Origin of the sequence: Teichococcus coralli (genome assembly GCF_009829925.1) — a bacterium.
Lineage (GTDB): Bacteria > Pseudomonadota > Alphaproteobacteria > Acetobacterales > Acetobacteraceae > Pseudoroseomonas > Pseudoroseomonas coralli.
Genome location: NZ_SNVJ01000002.1, coordinates 98,204 through 121,476 on the forward strand (window position 1 = coordinate 98,204; position 23,273 = coordinate 121,476).

Genomic DNA, 23,273 nt, shown 5'->3' on the forward strand with positions numbered 1-23,273 from the left:
TCGCTCATCCCCTTTCCCGGCGGCATCCAGGAGGGATGAGGGCACGCTGGTAATTTCGAATCAACAACAATGACCCACGCGGCCAGCAGGCCCGGGGAAGGCCTCCTCCCCCGGGCTACCGGCTCACTCCGCCGCCTGCGCGTAGTCTTCCAGCGGCGCGCAGGTGCAGACAAGATTGCGGTCGCCATAGACGTTGTCCACGCGCTTCACCGGCGGCCAGTACTTGTGCGCGGCGACGAAGGGCAGCGGGAAGGCAGCATCCGCCCGGCTGTAGGGATGCGTCCAGTCCTCGGCGGTGACTTCCGCCGCGGTGTGGGGCGCGTTCTTCAGCGGGTTGTCGGCCTTGTCCATGCGGCCCTGCTCCACCGCGCGGATCTCGCCGCGGATGGCGATCATGGCGTCGCAGAAGCGGTCCAGCTCGGCCTTCGGCTCGCTCTCGGTGGGTTCCACCATCAGCGTGCCGGCGACGGGCCAGGACATGGTCGGCGCGTGGAAGCCGTAGTCCTGCAGGCGCTTGGCGATGTCCTCGACCAGCACGCCGCCGCCCTGCTGGAACCCGCGGCAGTCCAGGATGCACTCATGCGCCACCATCCCGCGCGCGCCCTTGTAGAGCACGGGGAAATGCCCTTCGAGCCGCTTGGCGATGTAGTTGGCGTTGAGGATCGCCACCTGCGTCGCCCGCTTCAGCGCCGCCCCGCCCATCATGCGGATATAGGCGTAGGAGATCGGCAGGATGGAGGCGCTGCCGAAGGGCGCCGCCGAGACCGGGCCATAGCCCGTCGCCGGCCCCGCTTCCTTCAGCAGCGGATGGTTCGGCAGGTGCGGCGCCAGGTGGCTGGCCACGCCGATCGGCCCGACGCCCGGCCCGCCGCCGCCATGCGGGATGCAGAAGGTCTTGTGCAGGTTGAGGTGGCAGACATCGGCGCCGATGCGGCCGGGGGCGGTCAGGCCCACCTGCGCGTTCATGTTGGCGCCATCCATGTAGACCTGCCCGCCGGCCTCGTGGACCGCCTCGCAGATGCGGATGATCTCCTCCTCGAACACGCCATGCGTCGAGGGATAGGTGATCATCAGCGCCGACAGCTTCCCGGCGTGCTGCGCGATCTTGGCTTCGAGGTCCGGCAGGTCCACGTTGCCGTCGCGGTCGCAGCCGACCACCACCACGCGCATCCCCGCCATGACAGCCGAGGCCGGGTTGGTGCCGTGCGCCGAGGAGGGGATCAGGCAGATGTCGCGCTGCCCCTGCCCCCGCGCCTGGTGGAAGGCACGGATGGCCAGCAGTCCGGCATACTCGCCCTGGCTGCCCGCATTGGGCTGCAGCGAGACGGCGGCGAAGCCGGTGATGGCGGCCAGCCACCCCTCCAGCCGGCGGATCAGCGCGAGGTAGCCCGCCGCCTGGTCCACCGGGGCGAAGGGGTGGATCTCGCCGAAGCCCGGGAAGGTGACGGGGATCATTTCCGCCGTGGCGTTCAGCTTCATCGTGCAGGACCCGAGCGGGATCATGCTGCGGTTCAGCGCGACGTCCTTGTCCTCCAGCACCTTCAGGTAGCGGAGCATGCTGTGCTCCGCGTGGTGGCTGTTGAACACCCCGGCGGTGAGAAAGGCCGATTTCCGCTCCAGCGCCGCCGGAAGGCCGCCGGCGGGCGCCAGCGAGGCCAGCGCCAGCTTCGCCCGGCCCACCTCGGCCAGCACGGCGACCAGGGTGTCCAGGTCGGCGCGCGAGACCGTCTCGTCCAGCGCGATGCCGACGCCCGAGGCGTCAAGGCGGCGCAGGTTGAAGCCGGCGGCCAGCGCCGCGTGCATCAGCGCCTCGGCCTTGTCGCCGGCCTCGATGGCGACGGTGTCGAAGAAAGCATCGTGCCGAAGCGTGAAGCCGGCAGCCCGGGCGGCGGCGGCCAGCAGCCGGGCCTGCAGGGCCACGCGGCGCGCGATGCGCTTCAGCCCCTCCGGCCCGTGCCAGACGGCGTACATGCCGGCCATCACCGCCAGCAGAACCTGCGCGGTGCAGATGTTGGAGGTCGCCTTCTCGCGGCGGATATGCTGTTCGCGCGTCTGCAGCGCGAGCCGCATCGCCGGCCGGCCGGCGGCATCCACGGAAACGCCGACGAGGCGGCCCGGCATCAACCGCTTGTAGGTATCCTTGACCGCCATGAAGGCGGCATGCGGGCCACCATAGCCCATCGGCACGCCGAAGCGCTGCGAGGAGCCGATCACCACGTCGGCGCCCATCTCGCCCGGCGGCGTCAGCAGCACCAGGGAGAGCGGATCGGCGGCGACGATGGCAAGGCCGCCCCCGGCTTGAACGGCAGCGATCTCCGGCGCGATGTCCCGCACCGCGCCGGTCGTGCCGGGATATTGCAGCACCAGGGCGAAGGGCTTCTGCGCCGCGCAGGCCGCGGCGACCTTCGCGGGCGCCACGACGCTGACGGTCAGGCCCAGCGGCTCGGCGCGGGTGCGGATGACCGCCAGTGTCTGCGGGTGGACGTCCTCCGCCACCAGCAGCGTGTTCGACTTCGCCTTGGTGGCGGCGAGCGCCAGCGCCATCGCCTCGGCGGCGGCGGTGGCCTCGTCGAGCAGCGAGGCGTTGGCCACCGGCAGGCCGGTGAGGTCGGTCACCATGGTCTGGAAGTTGACCAGCGCCTCCAGCCGCCCCTGGGCGATCTCCGCCTGGTAGGGCGTGTAGGCGGTGTACCAGCCCGGGTTCTCCAGCACGTTGCGCAGGATCACCGGCGGCACATGGGTGCCGTGATAGCCCATGCCGATCAGCGAATGGACCCGGTTGTTCAGCTCCGCGAGCGCCCGCAGCTCGGCGATGGCCTCGGCCTCGTTCACCGGGGCCGGCAGCGCGGAAAACTCCTGCCCGCGGATGGCGGCGGGCACGGTGCGCTCGGCCAGCGCCTCGAGGCTTTCCAGGCCGAGGGCCTCCAGCATCTCCGCCACTTCGGCCTCGGAAGGGCCGATATGCCGGGCGGCGAAGGCGCCGTGGTCCTCCAGCGCCTTCAGCTCACTGAGCGCGTCGCTCATGCCTGGCTGTCCGCGAAGGTCTGATAGGCGTCGGCGTCCATCAGGGCGTCGATCTCGGCTGTGTCGGCCGGCTCGATCCTGAAGAACCAGCCGGCGCCGGTCGGGTCGCTGTTGACCTGGGCCGGGTCGTCCGGGAGGGCCGTGTTCACCTCGGTGATCTTGCCGGCGATCGGCGCGTAGACGTCGGAGGCGGCCTTCACGCTCTCGACCACGGCGACGGAGTCGCCGGCGGCCACTTCGCGCCCCACCTCGGGCAGGTCCACGAAGACCACGTCGCCCAGGGCGGTCTGCGCGTGGTCGGTGATGCCGACGGTGGCGACGCCACCCTCCAGCCGCACCCATTCATGGTCCTTGGAGAACTTCAGATCGGCCATCGGGGCAGGTCCTTATCGGGCGTAACGGTGAGGAACGAAGGGGGTAGGCGCGACGCGGGCCGCGAGCGGCTTGCCGCGCACCAGGAGGTCGAGGGCGGTGCCGTCGGCGGCGTGCTCGCGGGCCACGTAGCCCATGGCGCAGGGGCCGTTCAGCGAGGGGCCGAAGGTGCCGCTGGTCACCTCGCCCACTGTCTCCCACGCTGCCGCGCCGCCGGCGGTGATCGGGGTATGGGCGCGGGCGGGCTGGCGCCCCTCCGGCAGCAGGCCGACGCGCAGGCGCTTCGGGCCGTTATCCAGTTCCTCCCGAACGCGCTCGGCGCCGGGGAAGTTCCACTCGGTGCGGCGGCGCTTGCCGACCGTCCAGACCAGGTTGGCCTCGACCGGGCTGGTCGTCTCGTCGATGTCGTTGCCGTAGAGGCAGAGGCCGGCTTCCAGCCGCAGGGAGTCGCGCGCCCCGAGCCCGGCGGGCGAAACGCCCGGCAGCGCCAGCAGGGCGCGGGCGAGCGCCTCGGCCTGCCCGGCCGGCACGCTGATCTCCACCCCGTCCTCGCCGGTATAGCCGCTGCGGCTGACCAGCACCGGAATGCCCTGGATCTCGGTGGACGTGACGCCCATGAAGCCGAGCGAGGCGATCGCCGGCGCCAGCGTCGCCACGGCGGGAACGGCGGCCGGGCCCTGCAGTGCGATCAGCGCGCGGTCCTCCAGCCGGTTCAGCCGCACGCCGGCGGGCAGCACCGCCTCGATGGCCGGCAGGTCCACGCCCTTGCGGCTGGCGTTCACCACCAGGAAAAGCCGGTCGCCGAGGTTGGCGACCATGAAGTCGTCCAGGATGCCGCCGGATTCGGTGGTCAGCAGCCCGTATTTCTGCCGGCCGGGCTTCAGGATCTTCACGTCGGCCGGGGTCAGGCGCTCCAGCGCCCCGGCCGCGCCCTCGCCCACCAGCTCCGCCTGGCCCATATGGGAAACGTCGAACAGCGCGGCGCCACTCCGGCAGGCGAGGTGCTCGGCCAGGATCCCGGCCGGGTACTGCACCGGCATGGCATAGCCGGCGAAGGGCACCATCTTGCCGCCCAGTTCGCGGTGCAGGGACGCCAGGGGCGTTTCTAACAGGGTCTCGGCCACGCAGCCTCCAACGCCGCGCGAGGCGGCGGAAACAGGGTTCGTGGCCCCCCTCTGTCCCGAGAACCTGAGAGATTCAGCGCGGGCAATCACGCGCCTTACTCCGTCGGTGCCAGCCCCCGTTTCCGGGCTCTGGGCTTTCCAGAGGCCCCTTCTCCGCGCGGCCCTTCTGCCTGAGCGTTTCCGGGGGCCGGTTGCGCCTTCGGCGACGGCCGCCGCCAGCGGCAGCCGTTCTCTCCCGCGCGGGATCAGCGGGTATTCCCCTAGGTGCCTGAGCGCCGCGCCGCTTGCAAGAGTGGAGCCGGCGGTGCCGCGCGATTCCCCCTATCCGTTCCGCCGCCGGCATCGCGGCCCGTCCGAGCACCGCGCTGCGGAGGCCCGCTCAACCCTCCCGAGACCCGGACGGAGCGGCCGCCCAGGCCCGGTGCCTCACCTCTCCGCCAGGCCCGGCCGCTTCCTCAGCGCGGGCCGCGGCGGCGGTTCAGCGCCAACTCATCGGGGCTGAGAACGAAACCGAGCAGGATGCGCCTCTGCGCCGCCGCCTGCGGCTGCCCCGGGATGCGGATGCTCAGCTCCTCGCCCTCGCTCCGGGTGCGCGAAACGTTGGGAGGGAATTCAACCTGCATGTTATAGGTTGCGCGGGAAAGGATGTGGTTCTCGTTGTCCACCACCGCCACCATATAGGGGAACTGGGAGGTTCGGCCCTGGGCGGCAGGGCCGCGTTCCGCGTTGAAGTTGGGGGTGAGCGTGACGTCCAGCCCGGCCTGGCGGGGTGCGTAGTCGCATTTCGCCTGGAAGCCTGAAAGCGAGGCGTTCAGCTCCATCGCCGTGAGGTCCTGCCCGCCGCCCGGGTGGAAGCGGGTCAGGTCCGCGGCATCGGCGAGGATGGCGATCCGCGGACAGGGCGCGGTGGCGTTCTGCAAGGCGCTCGACGTCCCGCCGCTGCCGCTGCAGGCCGCGAGCAGCAGAACTGCCACGCCGATTGCCGCCATCCCGCCGTTCCGGAGGTTCCGCGCCTTGACCATGCTGCCACTCTTCCCCTTAGTGCCGCGTCTTGATGCCCCGGCCATCATGCCGGGCACCGCCGCATGAACGACCACGACCCCATCGGACAGGCCAGCATGACCGTCAAGCCCACCCTGCATGTGCTGCTCGCCGGCCCCCGGGGCTTCTGCGCCGGCGTGGACCGCGCCATCAAAATTGTCGAGGAGACGCTGCGCCGTTTCGGCCCTCCCGTCTATGTGCGGCATGAGATTGTCCACAACCGCTTCGTGGTGAACAGCCTCCGGGCCAAGGGGGCCATCTTTGTCGAGGAACTGGACGAGGTACCAGAGGACGCGCCGGTGGTGTTCAGCGCCCATGGCGTGCCCAAGGCCGTGCCGGCCGAGGCCAGGCGGCGAAACATGATATATCTGGACGCCACCTGCCCGCTCGTCTCCAAGGTGCACCGCGCCGCCGAGCACCAGGCCGCGGCCGGGCGGCATATCCTGCTGATCGGGCATGAAGGGCATCCGGAGGTGGTGGGCACGCTGGGCCAGTTGCCGCCCGGCTCCTTCACGCTGATCGAGACGGTGGAGGATGCCGAGCGAAAGCCGGTGCCCGACCTGCCGCTCACCTACACCACCCAGACCACCCTTTCGGTGGAGGACACGGCCGGCATCGTCACCGCGCTGCGCCGCCGCTTCCCGGAAATGGCCGAACCCGCCAAGGAGAGCATCTGCTACGCCACCACCAACCGGCAGGCGGCGGTCAAGGCGATCGCGGCGCGCGCCGGAGTGGTGGTGGTCGTGGGGGCGCCCAACTCCTCGAACAGCGTGAGGCTGCGCGAGGTGGCGGAGCGTGCCGGCTGCCCGCGCGCCATCATGGTCCAGCGGGGCAGCGACCTCGACCCTGCCCTGGCCGACGGGCTCGGCACCATCGGCATCACCGCCGGCGCCAGCGCGCCGGAGGTGCTGGTGGAGGAAATCCTCGCCCGGTTGCGCGAGCGCTTCACGCTGACCCTTGAGGAAGTGGTCGTGGCGCAGGAAACTGTGACGTTCAAGCTGCCGGCCGCGCTGGCGAAGTAAACTGCAACGACGGGGCGCCAATGGCGGTCTATACCGAGGTCTCGGACGAGGCGCTGCGCGCCTTCCTGGCCGAATACGAACTGGGCGAGTTGCTGGCCTTCCGGGGCATTGCCGAGGGGGTAGAGAACAGCAACTTCGCCCTCAAGACCAGCGGGGGCGACTTCATCCTCACCCTCTACGAGAAGCGGGTGGACCCGGCCGAGCTGCCCTGGTTCCTTGGCTTGATGCGGCACCTGGCGGCGCATGGCCTCTCCTGCCCGCTGCCGGTGGCCGGACGGGACGGCAGCGCCCTGCGCAGCCTCTGCGGCCGACCGGCGGCGATCTGCACCTTTCTGCCCGGCGTCTGGCCGCGCCGCGTGCGGCAGGCGCATTGCGCCCCGGTGGGGGCGGCGCTGGCGCAGCTGCATGGCGCCGGCGAGGGCTTCCGCGCCGAGCGGCCCAACGCGCTCGGGCCGCGCGCCTGGGCGCCGCTGCTCGACCGCTGCCGCGCCGGCGGCGACGCCGTGCAGCCCGGCCTGATCGCCGAGCTGGACGAGCACCTCGCCGGCATCCTGCGCGACTGGCCACGCGGCCTGCCGCGCGGCCACATCCATGCCGACCTCTTTCCGGACAACGTCTTCTTTCTGGAGGAGGAGCGCGGCACCCCGCGCGTTTCCGGCCTGATCGACTTCTACTTCGCCTGCACCGACTTCCTGGCCTACGACCTTGCCATCTGCCTCAATGCCTGGTGCTTCGAGCCGGACCTCGCCTTCAACGTCACCAAGGCGCGGGCGCTGATCGGTGCCTACCACGCGCTGCGCCCGCTCACCTCCGAGGAGCTGGAGGCGCTGCCGGTGCTGTGCCGCGGCGCCGCGATCCGCTTCCTGCTGACCCGCCTCTACGACTGGACCCACACGCCCGCCGGCGCGCTGGTGACGCGCAAGGACCCGCTGGAGTACCTGCGCCGCCTGCGCTTCCATGCCGGGGCGAAGGATGTTGCCGCCTATGGCCTCTGATGCCTTCACCGAGGCCGCGCCCAAGGCATCGGCGCGGCTGGTCGAGATCTGGACCGATGGCGGCTGCAAGCCCAATCCCGGGCCCGGCGGCTGGGCCGCCATCCTGCGCTACGGCCAGGCGGAGAAGGAGCTTTCCGGCTTCGATCCCGCCACCACCAACAACCGCATGGAGCTGACCGCCGCCATCATGGCGCTGGAGACGCTGAAGCGCCCCTGCACCGTGGTGCTGCACACCGACAGCGAATACGTCCGCAACGGCATCAGCCGCTGGATCAACGGCTGGGTGCGCAACAACTGGCGCAACGCCGCCAAGGACCCGGTGGCGAACATGGAGTTGTGGCAGCGCCTGCTTGCCGCGGCCAAGCCGCACAAGGTGGAGTGGCGCTGGGTGCGCGGCCATGCCGGCGACGCCATGAACGAACGCGCCGACCAGCTCGCCACCGCCGCGCGGCAGATGGGGCAGCAAGGCGTGTGAGGACCCCCAAAGCCCAGCTCTGACGCCAGAAAACTCACCGGTGCACAAGAACAGCTTCGCCGCCGAGTCAAATCCTTGCGGCACCACTGACAAGACATCGTTGAGCGTTTCCAAGTAACCGCAGCCCAGCACCGCTGCCGGGAAAGCGTGCGCAAGTAGCGCATACAGAGCTAGGCGGCGTGGACAAAGGTCCTTCCCACCCTGCGCCTGGGGTGATTCAAGGCTGCCTCCTGAATGGAGGCGCTGGTGCTGCGAGGCTTGCTGACGGTGTGAGGAATGGGCCTTCTTTGACCTCTTCGTAACCGAGACCGGCCCGTTCCGCGGCCGCCCGCCTGCCAGCCATCGTCGGGTGCTGGACGCCATCTCCTGGGTGGCACGAACGGGCATTCCCTGACGCGACCTGCCGCCCGAGTTGGGCAACTGGAACTCGGTTCACCGGCAGTATCGACGCTGGACCACCTCCGGCCTGTGGGACGTACTGCTGCAAGCCCTGGCCGACAGGAGCGGTGACGCCGACGCCTTGCAGATGATCGACAGCACCATCGCTCGGGCCCACCACTGCGCGGCTGGCGCAAAAGGGGGACTCATCGTCAGGCTCTTGGGCGCTCGCGCGGTGGCTTCTCGACCAAGATCCACCTCCGCACCAACGCCCATGGCCTGCCGATCAGCCTGACGCTGACGCCAAATGAGGCGCATGACAGCACGGCCTATGGCGAACTGATGGAGGAACGGGACAGCGAGCCCGGCATTCTGCTCGCCGACCGCGGCTATGACAATGATGCCCTACGCCAGGATGTGCGCGACCGCGGCGGGCAGCCGGAGATCCCGACCAAGCGCAACAGGCGCATCCAGCACAGCGTCCAGCGGCCTCTCTACGCCCTCCGCAACCGCATCGAGCGCTGCATCAACCGCTTAAAGAATAGCCGCCGCGTCGCCACCCTGTGCGACCATGCCGCCAGCAGCTCCCTCAGCTTCGCCCACCTCGCCGCCATCCGCCTATGGATCAGCTTTGCCCACGCCGCCTAGTCCGAGATGAACCCACTCGTCACGCCTCCGATACAGCCGAAAATGGCAGGCAGCGCCGCGATAAACCCGGCCTGCAGCATGTCAAAACCACGCCCCTTGACCAGGTAAGACGGAAGCCAGGCAACGAAGACCCAGGTGATGGAAGTGATGCAGTACTGTGCGATGAAGATGCCGACCAGCATGTGGCTGCGGAACGGCGCGCTGACAGGGAACCTTGCCGTCTCCGGCGTCTCCGCAGCGGGTTTGCTGCCCAGGTCCACCAGTGCGCCACCGGCGCGGATGTAGTCGATCTCCGCCGGGCTGACCGTCGGATGCTCGGGAGGGGCGAAGTGCTGGATGGCCCAGACCGCGCCGAGGATCAGCCCCAGCACACCCATGATGCCGAAGATGTGCTCCCAGCCAAATACATGGTCCAGCCAGCCCATCAGCAGCGTGAAGATCACCAGGGAGACGTACTGCGCACTGTTGAAGATCGAACCCGCGATGCCGCGCTCCGTGGACGGAAACCAGGTGGCGATCACGCGGCCGGAGGCGGGCCCCACGGGGATTTCGAGGATGCCCAGCAGGAACCGCAGCACCATCAGCTCCAGGAACGGAAAGGGGAGCCACCCGACGCCGCTCATCAGGAAGGTCGCGAGGAACCAGCCGACCAGGCCGACCAGGACGCTGCGCTTGGCGCGCAGCCGATCCACCAGCCAGCCTGCCGGGACCTGCCCCAGCACATAGGCTTAGGCGAACGAGGAGAAGAGCCGCCCCATCTCGACGGAACTCAGGCCGACCTCCTGAGACATGCCGGGTCCGGCGACGGACAGGGTAGCGCGGTCGCCGGTGCTGAGCGCGAGGACAATAGTGATGAGGCCAAGCGCGACGAAGCGCTTGTTGCCCGCCTTGGTCGGATGCGAGTCCATGGGCGTACCTGACTTTTGTGCTTTGTTGGCTGGCCGGTTCGCAGCGCCTCTCCCGTCAAAAGGTTCGCGCGCCGCCAGCTCGAGGTGCACCGGTCTGGCGACCGGTTCCCATGGACCGTCAGCTTGACTTCAGATGGTATCCCCGGCCCGCGTAGTCGAAGTCGTGCAGCTCGTTGATCGCGACGCCCTGTTGCGCCGGGGAGGCGTAGTAGGCGCGGATCTCGGAGATGAGGCCGCTCCGCGGGTCGAAGCGGTACCACTCGTCGCCGCGCAGGGCGGTGTTCTGCTTCGCCTTCCAGTGCGTCCATTCGATCACCGCCTCCGGCACGCCGTCCGGGCCGCCCTCCTCGGGGCCGCAGAGCACGCGCTCGATGGTCCACTGGCTGCCCAGGGTTTCCACGCACCAGACCCAGCCCTCGGCGATGGCGCCCGCCCCGCGCCAGGGCGCGCCGGGCAGGCCGGGCGGGAAGTAATGCACCGCATCCGGCGTGAAGCAGGACACCAGCGCGTCGTGGTCACCCGCATTGCAGGCGTCGAAGTAGCGGCGGATCAGGGCCTCGCGCTTGTCCATGCCGCTCACTCCGCCGCCGCCGTCACGGGCTTCGGGGCGCGGATGGTCGCGGCGTCCTCGGGGCGGGAGCCCGCCGCCTGCCAGGCGGCGAAGTCGGCGCGGGTCTGCTCGGTGGGCGGATAGACGCCCCAGAGCGCCTCGCCCGCCTGCACGCGCAGCGCCAAGTACTTCTCCAGCGGATCGCGCCGCTCGCAGGCTTCCAGCACCTGCAGCGCGACGTGACGGGGGATGACCGTGATGCCGTCCTTCTCACCATGGACGATGTCGCCGGGGTAGACGGCCACGCCCGCGCAGGCGATCGGCACGTTCAGGTCGGCGACGTGGTGGTAGGACAGGCGGGTGGAGGCCACCACCGCCTGGCAGTAGGCAGGCAGGTCCATTTCCGCGATTTCGGAGCCGTCGCGGAAGGAGCCGTCGGTGATCACGCCCACCACGCCGCGCTTCTGCATGCGCGTCAGCAGCATGTTGCCCATGGAGGCCGCGCGCGGGTCATTGCGACTGTCGATCACCATGACTTGGTTGGGCTGGGTGTCCTCGACGCCAACCCACTGGAGGTTGTCCGGGTTGGGCGAGGGCGTCAGGGTGGCGTAGGTTTCCTTGTCTTCCCGCGCCGGAATCATCCGCATGGTGAAGGCCTCGCCCGCGAAGGACTTCACGTCCGGATTCAGCGGCTTCAACCCCACCAGGAAGCACTGCTTGAAGCCCAGCCGGAACAGTTCGGTGGTGATGGAGCCGCTGCTGCACTTCGCCAGGCGCGCCAAGTGTTCGGCGGTGATGACGATGTCGTTGGTCTCGGACATGGCGTGACCTCCTGAGGATTGGAACAGGGCATTTCTTGGCTGGCCAACTGGTGGGCCGCCGACCGGGCGAGGGTCAACCAGCTTCCGCCGGTTCGAGCTGTCACGGCGGGCAGAATCGCGCTAGCAGTCCCACATGATGGATCGGAATGCCGATCGCGAGCCCGCACGTCCCCACGGAGCTGCCCTTCTGGGCAAGGCCTGCGACGTGCTGGAAGCGGTGGCGGCGGCGCCGGGAGGTATCGCGCAGTCGGAGTTGATGGCGCAGCTGGGGCTATCCCGCACCACGACCTACCGCATCCTCGGCGTTCTGGTGGCGCGCGGGCTTCTGCGGCAGGACCCGGCCAGGCGTGTCTACGCGGTTGGCTTCCGGCTGATGGAGATCGCCCAGGGAATGGGCCACGGGGCTTGGTCCGCGCCCGATCTCCCCGCCGTCGCCGCGCCGGAGCTGCGGAGCCTGCGCGACGCCACAGGCGAAACCGCCTACGTGGCCGTCCTGGAAGGGCGCGAGGTGGTGGCCCTGGGCAAGTTCGAGGGCGCGCACGAGGTCCGCTCGGCCGCCCGGCTCGGCCAACGCAAGCCGCTGCACTGCACCAGCCAGGGCAAGGCCATCCTCGCCTTCCTGCCGGACGGCGAGCGGGACAAGCTGCTGAAGCGCCTGCCCATGACGCCACTGACGCATCACACGATTACGGATCGCCGTCGCCTGGCTTCGGCCCTGCGGATCGTGCAGGCCCGGGGCTTCGCCACCGACGACGAGGAGATCGTCGAGGGCGTCCGCTGCGTCGGCGCCCCGGTGCTGGACCCCGAGGGGACGGTGGTCGGCGCCGTCAGCGTCGCCGGTCCTGCTTGGCGCATGACGCGGGAACGCCTCGACCTCCTGGGTCCCGAAGTGGCCGCCGCCGGTCGCCGCATCGGCGCGCAGCTCCGACCGGCGGTGCCAAAGGCGGCTTCCGGAACGCCCGCACAGCCCATGTCCGCCGCGGCGGCCTTCCACGGCGCCTCTCCCCGCTGGTCGGCCCAGGCCGGGCTGGTCTGGTGGTGCGACATGCTGGCGCCCGAGCTGCGGTGTCTCCCTCCCGGCGGCCTTGATCGCCATGTCACCCGGACGGAGGTGCCTATTCGCGCCCTCACTCTGGATGAGCGCGGTGCGGCAATCCTGGTCGACATGGAAGGGGCGGTGACGCGAGTGACGCCCGACGGGCAAAGTCGGGCGTTGACCCCCCTTCCCGCGGCGCCGACAGCGCTGCGCATCCACCCGAACGGCGACGCTTGGGCGGCCTTGCCGACGCCGGATGGAGGCAGCGTCATCGGCGTGCTGTCCGCCGCCGGGATCACCCAGCCAGCCTGGCGTCTGCCAGGCACCGTCTCTGCCCTCGCCTGGGCGCCGGACGGCACTGCGCTCTTCGCCGCCACCCTCGCCTTCGGTACGGTCCATCGGCTCGAGGTGGGGCGGACGGCGCCGCTGTTGCTCGCTCGGCTGCCCGCTGGCGGCGGCCGTCCGGCCGGGCTGGCGGTGGACCGGGATGGAGGCGTCTGGACCGCTCTCTACGATGGCTGGAGCGTGGCAAGGCTCGGGGCGGAAGGGGAAGTGGACCGGATCCTGCCCCTGCCAGTCCCGCGGCCCACCGACATCGGCTTTGGCGGGCCGGACCTGGACACGCTCTACGTCGCCACAGCGCGGGACGGGATGGCGCTGGACGCCCTGGCCGCCGCGCCGCTGTCCGGGCGCCTGCTGGCCGTGGGAGCCGGAGTTTGCGGCGTGGAGGAAGTTGGGACGGCCTGGTTCTAGAGCAGATCCCGTTCCGGTGGCATCATCGGGACGGGTGAAGATGTTTGTCGAAACAAACGGCTAGAGCATTTCCCGTGAGCCAGAGCGAACGGGAAATGCTCTAGAGGCACCAGCCTTCGATCTCACCTGGTTTCCCGGAATGTGGGACGCCGAGATTAACCATCCGGCGCTTCGGCTTGCCCGCGACCAGCGCCTCCTCCATGTCCGTTCCCCAGGTTGCCGTAGGTAGCGACAGGGGAGAAACGGGATGTACATCGGCGAACAGCTCATCAACCCCACCGAGGCCCGCCTGCGCCTCTCCGCCCAGCTTGGCGCCCAGGGCATCGTCGTCGACACCAGGCCCAACGTGCAGTTGCTGGACGCAAGCGGGCGGTGGGATCCTGCGAAGGTGGCCGAGCAGCGGAAGTTCGTGGAGCGCTTCGGCCTGCGCCTGGAGGTGATGGCGGTCGACATCGGCTCCATCCTGCTCGACAGCCTCTACAACCGCGAGCGCGCGGCGGCGACCGCGGAGGGCATCCGCCAGGACATCCGCGCCGCCGCGGCAGGTGGCGTGACCACCCTGAAGTACAACGTCCAGATGGTCGGCATCACGCGCACTGGCGTGGCACAGGGCCGCGGCGGCGTCTCCTGCTCCGCCTTCAACGCCGCGGAGTACGATCCGGCCTGCGACGCCCAGTTCTCCTACTGGGGCGTCGGCCACCCCGACAGCAACCGCGAGGACAGCGACGAGCCGGTGAACGCCATCGGCACCCCCGAAGCCTGCGGCCAGGTGCTGGGCAGCAGCATCCCCGGCGTCACCGAGGAGCAGGGCTGGCAGGCTCTGGAATACTTCGTCGAGCAGGTGATGCCGACGGCGGAGAAGGAAGGCGTGCGTCTGGCCGGTCATCCGCACGACCCAGCCTACCCGCCGGGCGGGCTGAACGGCGTGAACCACGTGGTCGGCTCCCTGGCTGGCATCCGCCGCTTCCTGGACATCGCACCGGCCAACGCCAGCCACGGGCTGAACTTCTGCCAGGGCACGGTGGCCGAGATGTCGGACGATCCCAACGGCATCGTGCAGGAAGCCATCCGCGAGTTCGGCGGCCGCAAGCGGATCTTCATGGTCCATTTCCGCAACATCAAGGGCGGCTACCTGGACTTCCGTGAGGCTTTCCCGGACGAAGGCGACGTGGACATGGCCGCGTCCATCCGCAGCTACCGCAGCGTCGGCTACGACGGCATCCTGTGCCCCGACCACGTGCCGCTAAGCGACCTGGACCCCGGCCGCGAACGCTTCTTCGCTTTCGCGCTTGGCTATACCAGGGGCCTGCTGCAGGCGGCCTGAAACGACGTCGCGGCAAGGAACATCAGCAATGGTCACGCGCAGGAAATCTCCTGACGAGCTGCGGAGCGCGCGCTGGTTCGCGCCGGACAACCTGCGCTCCTTCCTGCACCGCTCGCGCGTGCTGCAGCTCGGCCTGTCCCACTCCGATTACGAGGGAAGGCCGATCATCGCGATCGTCAACACGTGGTCGGAGATGAACCCCTGCCATGGGCATTTCCGCGAGCGGGCGGAGGACGTGAAGCGTGGCGTGCTGCAGGCGGGGGGGCTGCCGATCGAGCTTCCGGCGATCTCGCTGTTCGAGAGCCTGGTGAAGCCGACCGCCATGCTCTATCGCAACTTTCTGTCCATGGAGACGGAGGAGCTGCTGCGTTCCCAGCCCATCGATGGCGCGGTGCTGATGGGCGGCTGCGACAAGACGACGCCCGGCTTGTTGATGGGCGCGATCAGCATGGGGCTTCCGGCCATCTTCGTGCCCGCCGGGCCGATGTTGCGCGGCAACTGGCACGGCCGCACGCTCGGCTCCGGTTCGGACGCCTTCAAGTACTGGGACGAGCGCCGCGCGGGCCGGATCAGCCGGAAGGACTGGCAGGAGATCGAGTCCGGCATCGCCCGGTCCGCGGGCACCTGCATGACCATGGGCACGGCCAGCACCATGACGGCCATCGCCGAAGCCATGGGCATGACGCTGTCCGGCGCCTCCTCCATCCCCGCGGTGGACGTCAACCACCACCGCATGGCCGCCGCCGCCGGGCGCCGCGCCGTGGAGATGGTGTGGGAGGACCTGGCGCCCCGGCGCATTCTGAGGCGCGAGAGCTTCGAGAACGCCATCGCGGTCGCGATGGCCATGGGGTGCTCCACCAACGCCATCATCCACCTGATCGCCATGGCGCGTCGGGCGGGCACGGACATCGGCCTCGACGACTTCGACCGCGCCAGCCGTGCCGTGCCGGTGATCGCCAACGTGCGTCCGTCCGGCAGCACGTACCTGATGGAGGATTTCCACTTCGCCGGTGGCCTGCGCGGACTGATGTCCCGCATCGCGCGGCACCTGCATCTCGACGCCATGACCGTCAGTGGCGAGACGCTGGGCGCCTGCATCGCGGACGCGGAGGTCTACGATGACGACGTGATCCGCACCGAGGCGAACCCGATCTACGCCGAGGGCGCGCTGGCCGTGCTGCGCGGCAACCTCGCGCCGGACGGCTGCGTCATCAAGCCCAGCGCCTGCGACCCGCGGCTGCACGTCCACGCCGGACCTGCCCTGGTGTTCGAGGACTATCCTGACCTCAAGGCCCGCATCGACCGCGACGACCTGGAGGTGACGCCGGACACGGTGCTGGTGCTGCGCAACGGCGGACCCCTGGGAGGTCCCGGGATGCCGGAGATCGGCATGATCCCGCTCCCAGCCAAGCTGGTGCGCCAGGGCGTCCGCGACATGGTGCGGATCTCCGACGCCCGGATGTCCGGCACCTCCTACGGAGCCTGCATCCTGCACGTCTCGCCGGAGAGCTACGTCGGCGGCCCGCTCGCCCTGCTCCGGACCGGCGACGTCGTGGCGGTCGATGTCCCGAATCGCCGCATCGACATGCGGGTCGACGGGGCGGAGCTGGCGCGCCGCCACGCCGCCTGGACGGCGCCGCCGCCGCGTTACGAGCGGGGCTACGGCGCCATTTTCGCCCAGCATGTCGGCCAGGCGCACGACGGTTGCGACTTCGACGTGCTGCGCACCGACCACGGCCGGGCCGTGCCCGAGCCGGACGTGTTCTGAGGAGGCTGCCATGATCGTCGGGGCTACGACAGCCTGCAGGACCGGCAGGAGCGCCGCGCGCGGCTGTTCGCCGAGCCCCGGTGTCTGGGTTGCCTCGCCAAGGTGAAGCCGATGCTGGAGAGCATGGAGAACCGTATCCTGACCCCGCCCCGCTTCTCACCCATCGGTGGGATAGCGCCCGCGCTGCGCGGCACCGACAACCTCCTCCACGCGGTCGAGGCCGCCACCGGCCAGCGGCCGGAACCCGCCTTCGGCGGCGGAACCGCCGCGGATGTCGAGCGCGCCTGCGCCCTGGCCTGGAGGGCCTTCGACGCCTACCGCGAGACCACGCCCGAGGTGCGCGCGGCCTTCCTGGAGGCTTGCGCCCAGGCGATCCTGGACATCGCCGACGAGTTGATCACCCGCGCCATGGCCGAGAGCGGGTTGCCGCGCGGCCGCCTCAAGGGCGAGCGCGGGCGCACCGTGGGTCAGCTGCGCCTATTCGCGCCGGAGGTGCGGGACGGCACTTACCTGGGCGTCCGCATCGACCCGGCGCTGCCGGACCGCACGCCCCTGCCCCGCCCGGACCCGCGCCTGCGCCTGCGCATGATCCCGGTGGGGACGGTGGCGGTGCTCGGCGCCTCCGATTTCCCGCTGGCCTACTCGGTGGGCGGCGGCGACACCGCGTCCGCGCTGGTGGCGGGCTGCCCCGTGGTGGTGAAGGCACACTCGGCCCATCCCGGCACATCGGAACTGGTCGGGCAGGGTCTGGTGGCGGACCCGCGCATCAAAGCCGTGGACTTCACCAGCTCCCGCGCAGGCGGCACCGCTTTGATGAAGACCGCGGCCGCCCGGCCGGAGCCCATCCCCGCCTACGCGGAGATGAGCAGCATCAAGCCGGTGTTCCTGTTGCCGGAGGCCATGGCGGCGCGAGCATCTGCCATCGGCAAGGCATTCATCGGCTCCCTCACCCTCGGTGCCGGGCAGTTCTGCACCAACCCCGGGCTGGTGCTGGCGCTGGACGGGCCAGGGCTGGACACGTTCCTGACTTCGGCCACTGACGCGCTGGCGGGCGCGCTCGCCCAAAGGATGCTGACGCTCGGCATCCTCGACGCCGACCAGCGCGGCGTTGCCCACCTCGCTAGCAACAACCGTGTCCGCAAGGTGGCGTCCGGCCAGCTCGCCACGGCGGGCACCCAGGGCGAGGCCGCGCTGTTCGAGGCCAGCGCCGCGCCTTTCCTAGAGGACCCGGTCCTGGGCGAGGAGGTGTTCGGCGCCGCGTCGCTGGTGATCCGCTGCCCGGGACGTGGACACGATGCTGCGGCTGGCCGAAAGCCTCGAGGGGCAGCTGACCGCGACGATCCAGATGGACGGCGGCGACGTCGACATGGCGCGGCGGCTCCTGCCCGTGCTGGAGCGGCGCGTGGGCCGCATCCTGGTCAAGGGCTACCCCACGGGCGCGGAGGTCAACCACGCCATGGTGCATGGCGGCCCGTCCACGGCCGATGGCCGCTCCACCTCCGTCGGCATGCTGGCGATCGCGCGGTTCCTGCGCCCGGTCTGCTATCAGGACGTGCCGGAGGCGCTGCTCCCCGCCGCCCTGCGTGACGGCAACCCGGAGGGCCTGTGGCGCCGGGTGGACGGCGCCTTGGGCCAGCACTGACCTCTAGAGCCGCGGCAGCGCGATCCGGCGCAGCAGGTCGCGCAGCGGCTCCAGCGCCGGGTTGGCGTTATCCGGCCGCCAGATCGCATGCAGTTCGACCAGCGGCGCCGCGGGGATGGCGATCGGGCGGAAGGTCACGCTGTCGAAGGAGGCGTTGCGCGCCTCCTCCGGCACCAGGGCCAGCCCGGTGCCCGCGCCGACCAGGGACAGGATGGTGTGCGCCTGGGACACCGCCTGCACCACGCGCGGCTGGACGCCCGCCGCCGCGAAGGTGTTCGACAGCAGGGCGTGCATGTAGGGCCCGTCCGTCGAGTACATGACGAAGGCCTCGCCGTTCAGGTCGCGCAGCCCGACGCGGCGCTTGGTGCTCAGCGGATGGCCCAGCGGCAGCGCCAGCGCCAGCCCCTCGTGCATGACGCAGGTGGAGGACACGATGTCCGGCATGGGAAAGGGCCGCACCAAGCCGATGTCGAGGCGCCCCACCCGCAATGCCTCCAACTGCGTGGCGCCGTCCATCTCCTTCAGCACGATCTCCATATCTGGCAGCTCGGTCCGGGTGTGCTCGATCAATCTCGGCAAGAAGGCGTAGGTCGAGGCGCCAATGAAGCCGAGGTTCACCACTCCGCGTCCCCGACCTTGAGCGGCGCGCCGGGCGACCTGTGCCGCCCGCTCGGTGGCGCCCAGCAGCGCACGGGCTTCCGGCAGAAAGGCGTGGCCGGACGCCGTCAGCGCCACGGCATGGCGGGACCGGTCGAAGAGCCCCACGCCCAGCTCGGCCTCCAGGAGCTGGATCTGACGGCTGAGCGGCGGCTGCGTCATGTTCAGCCGCCGGGCGGCTCGGCCGAAATGCAGCTCCTCCGCCAGGGCGACAAAGGACCGGATGTGGGCGAGGTCGAGCATGACGGCCTCTGGTGATCTAAAATCGGTATAACCACAATGCTATGATGATGTTAGACCGATATCACCCAGCAAAGTTAAGGTGACTCCATAACCGCGCCGGACTGGCCCCTGCACCAGCCCGGGAAAGGGAGGAAGCCGTGTTCCTGTCCATGTCCACCGCCGACGCGGTGAACGACCCCATCCTGCGCCTGGATGCCCAGGACAACGTTGTTGTCGCCAGGCATCCGCTCGCGCGTGGCGCCCGCCTGCCGTCCGAAGGCTTGACGGCACTGGAGGACGTGGCGGCCGGACACAAGCTGGCGACCCGTGACATCGTGGCGGGCACGCCGGTGACGCGGGGCGGCATCGCGATCGGCACCGCGACCAAGGACATGAAGGCTGGCCAGCCGCTGCGCGCGAGCGACGTCTCCGTGGAAGGGGTGACGCTGCCAAGCCTGGACGTGACTTCCACGCGCCCGACGGCTGCCACCGCGACCTTCCAGGGCTTCGTGCGCGAGGACGGGCGCGTGGGCACGCGCAACTTCATCGGCGTATTCGTGGTGGGAAATTGCGGCGCGACCGCCGCGCGGCAGGCGGCCGACTGGTTCGACGAGGACCGCCTGGCGGCCTTCCCGAACGTCGACGGCGTGGTGCCCTATGTCCACGAGATCGGCTGCGGCATGGAGATGACTGGCGAGCCGATGGACCTGCTGCGCCGCACCATCTCCGGCTTCATCCACAACCAGAATACGGCGGGCGCCGTGGTGGTCGCGTTGGGCTGCGAGCGCAACAACCTCAAGGGCTTCCTGGAACAGGAAAAGCTGGCCGTGGGCGACCGCCTGCACACCGTCACCATCCAGGAGGTCGGCGGCATCCGCAACGCCGTGGACACCGCCAAGGGCATGGTGGAGGCCATGCTGCCGCTGGCCGACGCCGCGCGGCGGCAGGAGGTCTCGGCTGAGCATCTGGTGCTCGGGCTGCAATGCGGCGCGCCCGATGGCTTCACCGGCTTGTCCGCCAACCCCGCATTGGGTGTCGCGGTGGATCTGCTGGTCGCCGCTGGCGGCACCGCCATCCTGTCCGAAACGCCCGAGATTTTGCTGGCGCAGGACGCCTTCCTAGCCCGCACCGCCAGCCCGGCGGTGGGCGAGGCGCTCCGCGCTCGGCTGGACTGGTGGCGCGACTACAACCGCGGCAAGGACACCCAGTTGAACGGCGTGCTGGATCGCGGTCACGCCGCGGCTGGTCTCGCCAGTGTGCTGGAGAAGTCGCTCGACGGCGCGCGCAAGGCGGGCAGCGCCCCCATCGCCGAGGTCGTGCGCTACGCCGACCGCGTCACCGGCCCGGGGCTCGTCTTCATGGACACGCCCGACTACGACCCGGTATCGGTCACCGGCCAGATCGCGGGCGGCGCCAACCTGATCGCCATGACCACGGGGCGCGGCACCACCTTCGGTTCCCTGCCCGCGCCGACCGTGAAGATCGCGTCCAACAGCGAGACCTTCGCGCGCATGGCGGACGACATCGACCTGGATTGTGGCCCGGTGCTGGACGGCGTGGTGAGCGTGGAGGAGATGGGACGGCAGATCTTCGACGCGCTGCTGCGCCACGCATCCGGCGAGAAGACCAAGGGCGAGATCGAGGGCGCGGGCGAGAACGAATTCGTGCCCTGGCCCATCGGCGTCCTGGCGTGAGGGAGGACAGCGCCATGAACGACCAGATGACCCGCGCCAACGTCAACCCCTTCATCCGCCTGGACCCGCTGGACAACGTCGTCGTCGCGCGGATGCCGGTGCAGGCGGGGACGCCGGTGCCGTCCGAGAACACGGTGACGCTGCACGACGTGCCCTCCGGCCACAAGATCGCCGCGTGCTTCATCGCAAAGGGAGAGGCGGTGCGGAAATACAACACGGTGATCGGCTACGCGTCCGAGGACCTGCCGCCCGGCACCTGGATGCACAGCCACAACATCCTGTTCGACGCGGTGGAGAAGGACTACGCCTTCTCGAAGAACTACGTGCCGACCGAGTACGTGCCGCAAGCGGAGCGCGCCACCTTCCAGGGCATCCGCCGTGCCGACGGCCGCGCGGGCACGCGCAACTACGTCGGCGTCTTCGTGCTGGGCAACACGGGCGGCACGGCGGCGCGCAAGATCGCCGCCTGGTTCACGCCGGACCGCCTGGCGGACTACCCGATGGTTGACGGCGTCGCCCCCTTCATCCACCAGATGGGCGACGGGATGGAGCGTTCCGGCGAGCCGATGGCGCTGCTGCGCCGCACCCTGGGCGGGTACATCCGCAATCCCAACTCCGCGGCTTCCCTGATCATCGCGTCGGGCATGGAGAGCAATGACCTTGAGGAGTTCCTGGTCGAGCAGGGGCTGCGGCGCGGCCCGACGCTGCGGACGCTGGTGATTGGCGACGAGGGCGGGCTGCGCCGCTCGGTCGAAGCGGGCATCGTCCAGGTGAAGGAGATGCTCCCCGCCGCCAATGCCGTGGCGCGCGAGCCGGTTTCGGCCGAGTACCTGACCATCGGCATGCAGTGCGGCGGGTCGGACGGTTTTTCTGGCCTGTCGGCCAACCCCGCCCTCGGCGCCGCCATGGACATCCTGGTGCGCCACGGCGGCACGCCGATCCTGTCCGAAACCTCGGAGATCTTCGGCGTCGAGCACACGCTGACGGCGCGCGCCGTGACGCCCGAGGTCGGGCAGAAGCTGGTCGACCGCATGAGCTGGTGGCTGGCCTACAACGAGGGCCGCGACTGCCAGATCAACGGCCGCGTTTCGCCCGGCAACAATGCCGGTGGCCTGGCCAACGTGCTGGAGAAGTCGCTCGGCGGCGCCAAGAAGGGCGGCAACTCCCCGCTCATGGAGGTCTACCGCTACGCCGAGCCGGTGACGCAGCACGGCCTCGTCTTCATGGACACGCCGGGCTACGACCCGGCTTCCGCAACGGGGCAGATCGCGGGGGGCGCCAACATGGTGATGTTCACCACCGGACGCGGCTCCTGCTTCGGCTCCCTTCCCGCCCCCACCATCAAGCTGGCCTCCAACACGCCGATGTACGAGCGGATGGTGTCAGACATGGACATCAACTGCGGCATCGTCATCGACGGCGAGGCCACGGTGCAGGAGATGGGCCAGCGGATCTTCGCGCAGCTGCTGCGCCATGCCTCCGGCGAGCGCACCAAAAGCGAGCTCAGCGGCATGGGCACCAACGAGTTCGTGCCTTGGCCGATCGGAGTGCTGGCGTGAGCGCGACCGGGATTGCGACGCTGCACCACCCCGCGGAGTTGCGCCGCTTTGCGGCGGCGTTGTTCGGCGCGGCGGGGCTGGACGCCGACAAGGCCGCCGCCGTGGCGGACATCCTGGTGGAGGCCGACATGCTCGGCCACGAGACCCACGGCCCGGAACTGGCCCTGCGCGACCTGGGGGGAGATAGCGTCCGGAGACATGGCGATGTCTGGCGAGCCGGAGGTGCTGTCGGACCGCGGAGCCTGCCTCGCCTGGGACGGCAAGCGGCTGCCAGGCCCATGGCTGATGACCCGTGCATTGGAGACGGCGTTCGAGCGGGTCGGCCAGCATGGGGTTGTGAGCATCCCCATCGGCAACAGCCACCATATCGACTGCTTGGCAGCCTACCTGGAACGAGTGGCGGCCCGCGGCATGGTGCTGAGCCTGCATTCGTCGGCGCCCGGCGTGGCCACGGTGGCGCCCTTCGGCGGTGTGCGCGCCGCCCTGCCGCCGGCCCCGTTCGCCATCGGCTTCCCGACTGAGGGGGCTTCGGTGATGACCGACGTCAGCGCGTCATCACCACCAACAACTTGGCCATGCGCCGGGCCCGCGAGGGACGGCAATACGACCACCCCTGGCTGATGGATGCTGCCGCACAGGCGAGCGGCGCCCCTACGGTTCTGCGGGACGGCGGCACGGTGCTGCCCGCGGGCGGCCAGGACCAGCGGCGGGAGGCAGCGGAGCGCGACGGCGTCCGCCTGCGCGACGGCATTCCGGAGGCCCTGCGGCCCTGGGCCGCCAAGCTCGGGGTTGCCCTGCCATGATGCACGCACTGATCGAAGCGTTGCGTGCGGCGCTGGATGACGCCGTGTTGACGGACCCGGCAGATCTTGTGCCGTATTCCCGCGACTGGCTCGGCAAGCGCGAGGGGCGGCCATCGGCCGTCGCGCGCCCGGCGGACGCGGCAGCCGTCGCGGTGGTGCTGCGCCTCTGCGCGGAGCACGGCGTGGGCGTGGTGCCGCAGGGCGGCGAGTGATCCTCCCAGCTCGCGGCGCGCCCTGTCCCCACCGCGCAGGGCGCCGTGGGCGACCGGCACGCCGCCTGAGCCTTGGCGGAAATGGACGACGTCGTGCTTGGGGAAGCCCTGGAGGATGGCGCCGCCGAGGATGTCGTGGTGGCGGAGAGCCTGGATCGCCGCACCACCCTGGGGGCCTTGCGGGAGTCCTTCCCCGAGGCGCAGGGCAAGGGGGGCCTGAGCCTCAAGCATGACATCGCCTAGCC

The 23,273-nt window shown here is 70.1% G+C and carries 22 protein-coding genes, 1 pseudogene and 2 riboswitches; of the genes and pseudogenes, 14 read left to right on the top strand and 9 right to left on the bottom strand.

The genetic code is table 11. From position 1 onward, the window contains the following. Window positions 1–123 precede the first annotated feature (123 nt). The 4 genes from gcvP to E0493_RS02555 form a co-directional block, all read right to left on the bottom strand. The gene (gcvP, locus tag E0493_RS02540; RefSeq protein WP_160935351.1) at window positions 124–3,024 is read right to left on the bottom strand and encodes an aminomethyl-transferring glycine dehydrogenase; all 2,901 of its coding nucleotides are present in this window, start codon (window positions 3,022–3,024) and stop codon (window positions 124–126) included. Continuing rightward, window positions 3,021–3,398, bottom strand: a complete 378-nt coding sequence (gcvH, locus tag E0493_RS02545) for a glycine cleavage system protein GcvH (protein WP_160935352.1) — start codon at window positions 3,396–3,398, stop codon at window positions 3,021–3,023. The genes gcvP and gcvH overlap by 4 nt, the downstream gene beginning before the upstream one ends. Window positions 3,399–3,410: 12 nt before the next feature. Continuing rightward, window positions 3,411–4,520 carry a glycine cleavage system aminomethyltransferase GcvT gene (gene gcvT / locus E0493_RS02550; protein ID WP_160935353.1) on the bottom strand — a complete coding sequence of 370 codons (1,110 nt, stop codon included), beginning with the start codon at window positions 4,518–4,520 and terminating at the stop codon, window positions 3,411–3,413. A gap of 48 nt (window positions 4,521–4,568) precedes the next feature. Next, window positions 4,569–4,665: riboswitch (glycine riboswitch) on the bottom strand. A 3-nt stretch (window positions 4,666–4,668) separates the two neighbouring features. Then, window positions 4,669–4,768, bottom strand: a riboswitch (glycine riboswitch). Window positions 4,769–4,975: 207 nt separating this feature from the next. After that, window positions 4,976–5,509 carry a hypothetical protein gene (locus E0493_RS02555; protein ID WP_160935354.1) on the bottom strand — a complete coding sequence of 178 codons (534 nt, stop codon included), beginning with the start codon at window positions 5,507–5,509 and terminating at the stop codon, window positions 4,976–4,978. Window positions 5,510–5,605: 96 nt separating this feature from the next. On the opposite strand from E0493_RS02555, the gene ispH reads away from it, so the two are divergent. The 4 genes and pseudogenes from ispH to E0493_RS02575 all read left to right on the top strand — a co-directional run bounded on the left by ispH (window position 5,606) and on the right by E0493_RS02575 (window position 9,079). Next, window positions 5,606–6,583, top strand: coding sequence for a 4-hydroxy-3-methylbut-2-enyl diphosphate reductase (gene ispH / locus E0493_RS02560; protein ID WP_235913545.1), 978 nt, complete (start codon window positions 5,606–5,608; stop codon window positions 6,581–6,583). A gap of 20 nt (window positions 6,584–6,603) precedes the next feature. Then, entirely contained in the window at window positions 6,604–7,578 is a 975-nt protein-coding gene (locus E0493_RS02565; protein ID WP_160935355.1) for a homoserine kinase, read from the top strand. Continuing rightward, on the top strand, window positions 7,568–8,053 hold the full coding sequence (rnhA, locus tag E0493_RS02570) for a ribonuclease HI (protein WP_160935356.1): 486 nt from the start codon (window positions 7,568–7,570) through the stop codon (window positions 8,051–8,053). Before E0493_RS02565 ends, rnhA begins: the two co-directional genes overlap by 11 nt. A gap of 234 nt (window positions 8,054–8,287) precedes the next feature. Continuing rightward, window positions 8,288–9,079 (top strand): annotated as a pseudogene (locus tag E0493_RS02575) (IS5 family transposase). On the opposite strand, the gene E0493_RS02580 reads toward E0493_RS02575, so the two are convergent. The 4 genes from E0493_RS02580 to E0493_RS02590 all read right to left on the bottom strand — a co-directional run bounded on the left by E0493_RS02580 (window position 9,076) and on the right by E0493_RS02590 (window position 11,358). After that, window positions 9,076–9,801 (bottom strand): MFS transporter, encoded by a 726-nt coding sequence (locus tag E0493_RS02580; RefSeq protein WP_367614444.1) that lies wholly within the window; start codon window positions 9,799–9,801, stop codon window positions 9,076–9,078. The pseudogene E0493_RS02575 and the gene E0493_RS02580 sit on opposite strands and share 4 nt — an antisense overlap. A 6-nt stretch (window positions 9,802–9,807) precedes the next feature. Continuing rightward, window positions 9,808–9,987 carry a hypothetical protein gene (locus E0493_RS23015; protein WP_202396865.1) on the bottom strand — a complete coding sequence of 60 codons (180 nt, stop codon included), beginning with the start codon at window positions 9,985–9,987 and terminating at the stop codon, window positions 9,808–9,810. A gap of 118 nt (window positions 9,988–10,105) precedes the next feature. After that, complete coding sequence (locus tag E0493_RS02585; RefSeq protein WP_160935357.1) at window positions 10,106–10,558, bottom strand: nuclear transport factor 2 family protein; 453 nt, start codon at window positions 10,556–10,558, stop codon at window positions 10,106–10,108. Window positions 10,559–10,563: 5 nt separating this feature from the next. Then, complete coding sequence (locus E0493_RS02590; RefSeq protein WP_160935358.1) at window positions 10,564–11,358, bottom strand: RraA family protein; 795 nt, start codon at window positions 11,356–11,358, stop codon at window positions 10,564–10,566. Window positions 11,359–11,491: 133 nt separating this feature from the next. Here E0493_RS02590 and E0493_RS02595 point away from each other — a divergent pair, with 133 nt between their 5' ends. The 4 genes from E0493_RS02595 (at window position 11,492) to E0493_RS02610 (ending at window position 17,826) form a co-directional block, all read left to right on the top strand. After that, entirely contained in the window at window positions 11,492–13,147 is a 1,656-nt protein-coding gene (locus tag E0493_RS02595) for an IclR family transcriptional regulator domain-containing protein (RefSeq protein WP_202396866.1), read from the top strand. A 247-nt stretch (window positions 13,148–13,394) separates the two neighbouring features. Beyond that, window positions 13,395–14,471 carry a mannonate dehydratase gene (locus tag E0493_RS02600; protein ID WP_160935359.1) on the top strand — a complete coding sequence of 359 codons (1,077 nt, stop codon included), beginning with the start codon at window positions 13,395–13,397 and terminating at the stop codon, window positions 14,469–14,471. A 28-nt stretch (window positions 14,472–14,499) separates the two neighbouring features. Further along, window positions 14,500–16,239, top strand: coding sequence for an L-arabinonate dehydratase (gene araD / locus E0493_RS02605; RefSeq protein ID WP_160935360.1), 1,740 nt, complete (start codon window positions 14,500–14,502; stop codon window positions 16,237–16,239). Between the two features lie 33 nt (window positions 16,240–16,272). Beyond that, entirely contained in the window at window positions 16,273–17,826 is a 1,554-nt protein-coding gene (locus E0493_RS02610; protein ID WP_456316340.1) for an aldehyde dehydrogenase family protein, read from the top strand. A 58-nt stretch (window positions 17,827–17,884) separates the two neighbouring features. Here the strand turns inward: E0493_RS02610 and E0493_RS02615 are convergent, their stop codons facing one another. Next, window positions 17,885–18,781: a LysR family transcriptional regulator gene (locus E0493_RS02615; protein WP_160935361.1), complete on the bottom strand. Its 897-nt coding sequence runs from the start codon at window positions 18,779–18,781 to the stop codon at window positions 17,885–17,887. Between the two features lie 149 nt (window positions 18,782–18,930). Here E0493_RS02615 and E0493_RS02620 point away from each other — a divergent pair, with 149 nt between their 5' ends. The 6 genes from E0493_RS02620 (at window position 18,931) to E0493_RS02640 (ending at window position 23,271) form a co-directional block, all read left to right on the top strand. Next, window positions 18,931–20,454 carry a UxaA family hydrolase gene (locus E0493_RS02620; protein ID WP_202396867.1) on the top strand — a complete coding sequence of 508 codons (1,524 nt, stop codon included), beginning with the start codon at window positions 18,931–18,933 and terminating at the stop codon, window positions 20,452–20,454. A gap of 14 nt (window positions 20,455–20,468) precedes the next feature. Next, window positions 20,469–22,013 carry a UxaA family hydrolase gene (locus tag E0493_RS02625; protein WP_235913546.1) on the top strand — a complete coding sequence of 515 codons (1,545 nt, stop codon included), beginning with the start codon at window positions 20,469–20,471 and terminating at the stop codon, window positions 22,011–22,013. A 204-nt stretch (window positions 22,014–22,217) separates the two neighbouring features. Then, entirely contained in the window at window positions 22,218–22,634 is a 417-nt protein-coding gene (locus E0493_RS23020) for an Ldh family oxidoreductase (RefSeq protein ID WP_202396868.1), read from the top strand. Next, complete coding sequence (locus E0493_RS23025) at window positions 22,634–22,816, top strand: hypothetical protein (protein WP_202396869.1); 183 nt, start codon at window positions 22,634–22,636, stop codon at window positions 22,814–22,816. The genes E0493_RS23020 and E0493_RS23025 overlap by 1 nt, the downstream gene beginning before the upstream one ends. Next, window positions 22,813–23,028 carry an FAD-binding oxidoreductase gene (locus E0493_RS02635; protein WP_160935363.1) on the top strand — a complete coding sequence of 72 codons (216 nt, stop codon included), beginning with the start codon at window positions 22,813–22,815 and terminating at the stop codon, window positions 23,026–23,028. Before E0493_RS23025 ends, E0493_RS02635 begins: the two co-directional genes overlap by 4 nt. Window positions 23,029–23,109: 81 nt before the next feature. Then, entirely contained in the window at window positions 23,110–23,271 is a 162-nt protein-coding gene (locus E0493_RS02640; RefSeq protein WP_160935364.1) for a hypothetical protein, read from the top strand. The last annotated feature ends 2 nt before the right edge of the window (window positions 23,272–23,273 follow it).

Bases quoted from the DNA above. Each gene is read 5' to 3' on its own strand.
- ispH (WP_235913545.1), top strand. From the start codon at position 5,606: ATGAACGACCACGACCCCATCGGACAGGCCAGCATGACCGTCAAGCCC.
- E0493_RS02585 (WP_160935357.1), bottom strand. From the start codon at position 10,558: ATGGACAAGCGCGAGGCCCTGATCCGCCGCTACTTCGACGCCTGCAAT.
- rnhA (WP_160935356.1), top strand. From the start codon at position 7,568: ATGGCCTCTGATGCCTTCACCGAGGCCGCGCCCAAGGCATCGGCGCGG.
- E0493_RS23015 (WP_202396865.1), bottom strand. From the start codon at position 9,987: ATGGACTCGCATCCGACCAAGGCGGGCAACAAGCGCTTCGTCGCGCTT.
- araD (WP_160935360.1), top strand. From the start codon at position 14,500: ATGGTCACGCGCAGGAAATCTCCTGACGAGCTGCGGAGCGCGCGCTGG.
- E0493_RS02615 (WP_160935361.1), bottom strand. From the start codon at position 18,781: ATGCTCGACCTCGCCCACATCCGGTCCTTTGTCGCCCTGGCGGAGGAG.
- E0493_RS02565 (WP_160935355.1), top strand. From the start codon at position 6,604: ATGGCGGTCTATACCGAGGTCTCGGACGAGGCGCTGCGCGCCTTCCTG.
- gcvH (WP_160935352.1), bottom strand. From the start codon at position 3,398: ATGGCCGATCTGAAGTTCTCCAAGGACCATGAATGGGTGCGGCTGGAG.
- E0493_RS02625 (WP_235913546.1), top strand. From the start codon at position 20,469: ATGAACGACCAGATGACCCGCGCCAACGTCAACCCCTTCATCCGCCTG.
- E0493_RS02600 (WP_160935359.1), top strand. From the start codon at position 13,395: ATGTACATCGGCGAACAGCTCATCAACCCCACCGAGGCCCGCCTGCGC.
- E0493_RS02640 (WP_160935364.1), top strand. From the start codon at position 23,110: ATGGACGACGTCGTGCTTGGGGAAGCCCTGGAGGATGGCGCCGCCGAG.
- E0493_RS23025 (WP_202396869.1), top strand. From the start codon at position 22,634: ATGGATGCTGCCGCACAGGCGAGCGGCGCCCCTACGGTTCTGCGGGAC.
- E0493_RS02635 (WP_160935363.1), top strand. From the start codon at position 22,813: ATGATGCACGCACTGATCGAAGCGTTGCGTGCGGCGCTGGATGACGCC.
- E0493_RS23020 (WP_202396868.1), top strand. From the start codon at position 22,218: ATGTCTGGCGAGCCGGAGGTGCTGTCGGACCGCGGAGCCTGCCTCGCC.
- E0493_RS02620 (WP_202396867.1), top strand. From the start codon at position 18,931: ATGTCCACCGCCGACGCGGTGAACGACCCCATCCTGCGCCTGGATGCC.
- E0493_RS02555 (WP_160935354.1), bottom strand. From the start codon at position 5,509: ATGGCGGCAATCGGCGTGGCAGTTCTGCTGCTCGCGGCCTGCAGCGGC.
- E0493_RS02595 (WP_202396866.1), top strand. From the start codon at position 11,492: ATGATGGATCGGAATGCCGATCGCGAGCCCGCACGTCCCCACGGAGCT.
- gcvP (WP_160935351.1), bottom strand. From the start codon at position 3,024: ATGAGCGACGCGCTCAGTGAGCTGAAGGCGCTGGAGGACCACGGCGCC.
- E0493_RS02590 (WP_160935358.1), bottom strand. From the start codon at position 11,358: ATGTCCGAGACCAACGACATCGTCATCACCGCCGAACACTTGGCGCGC.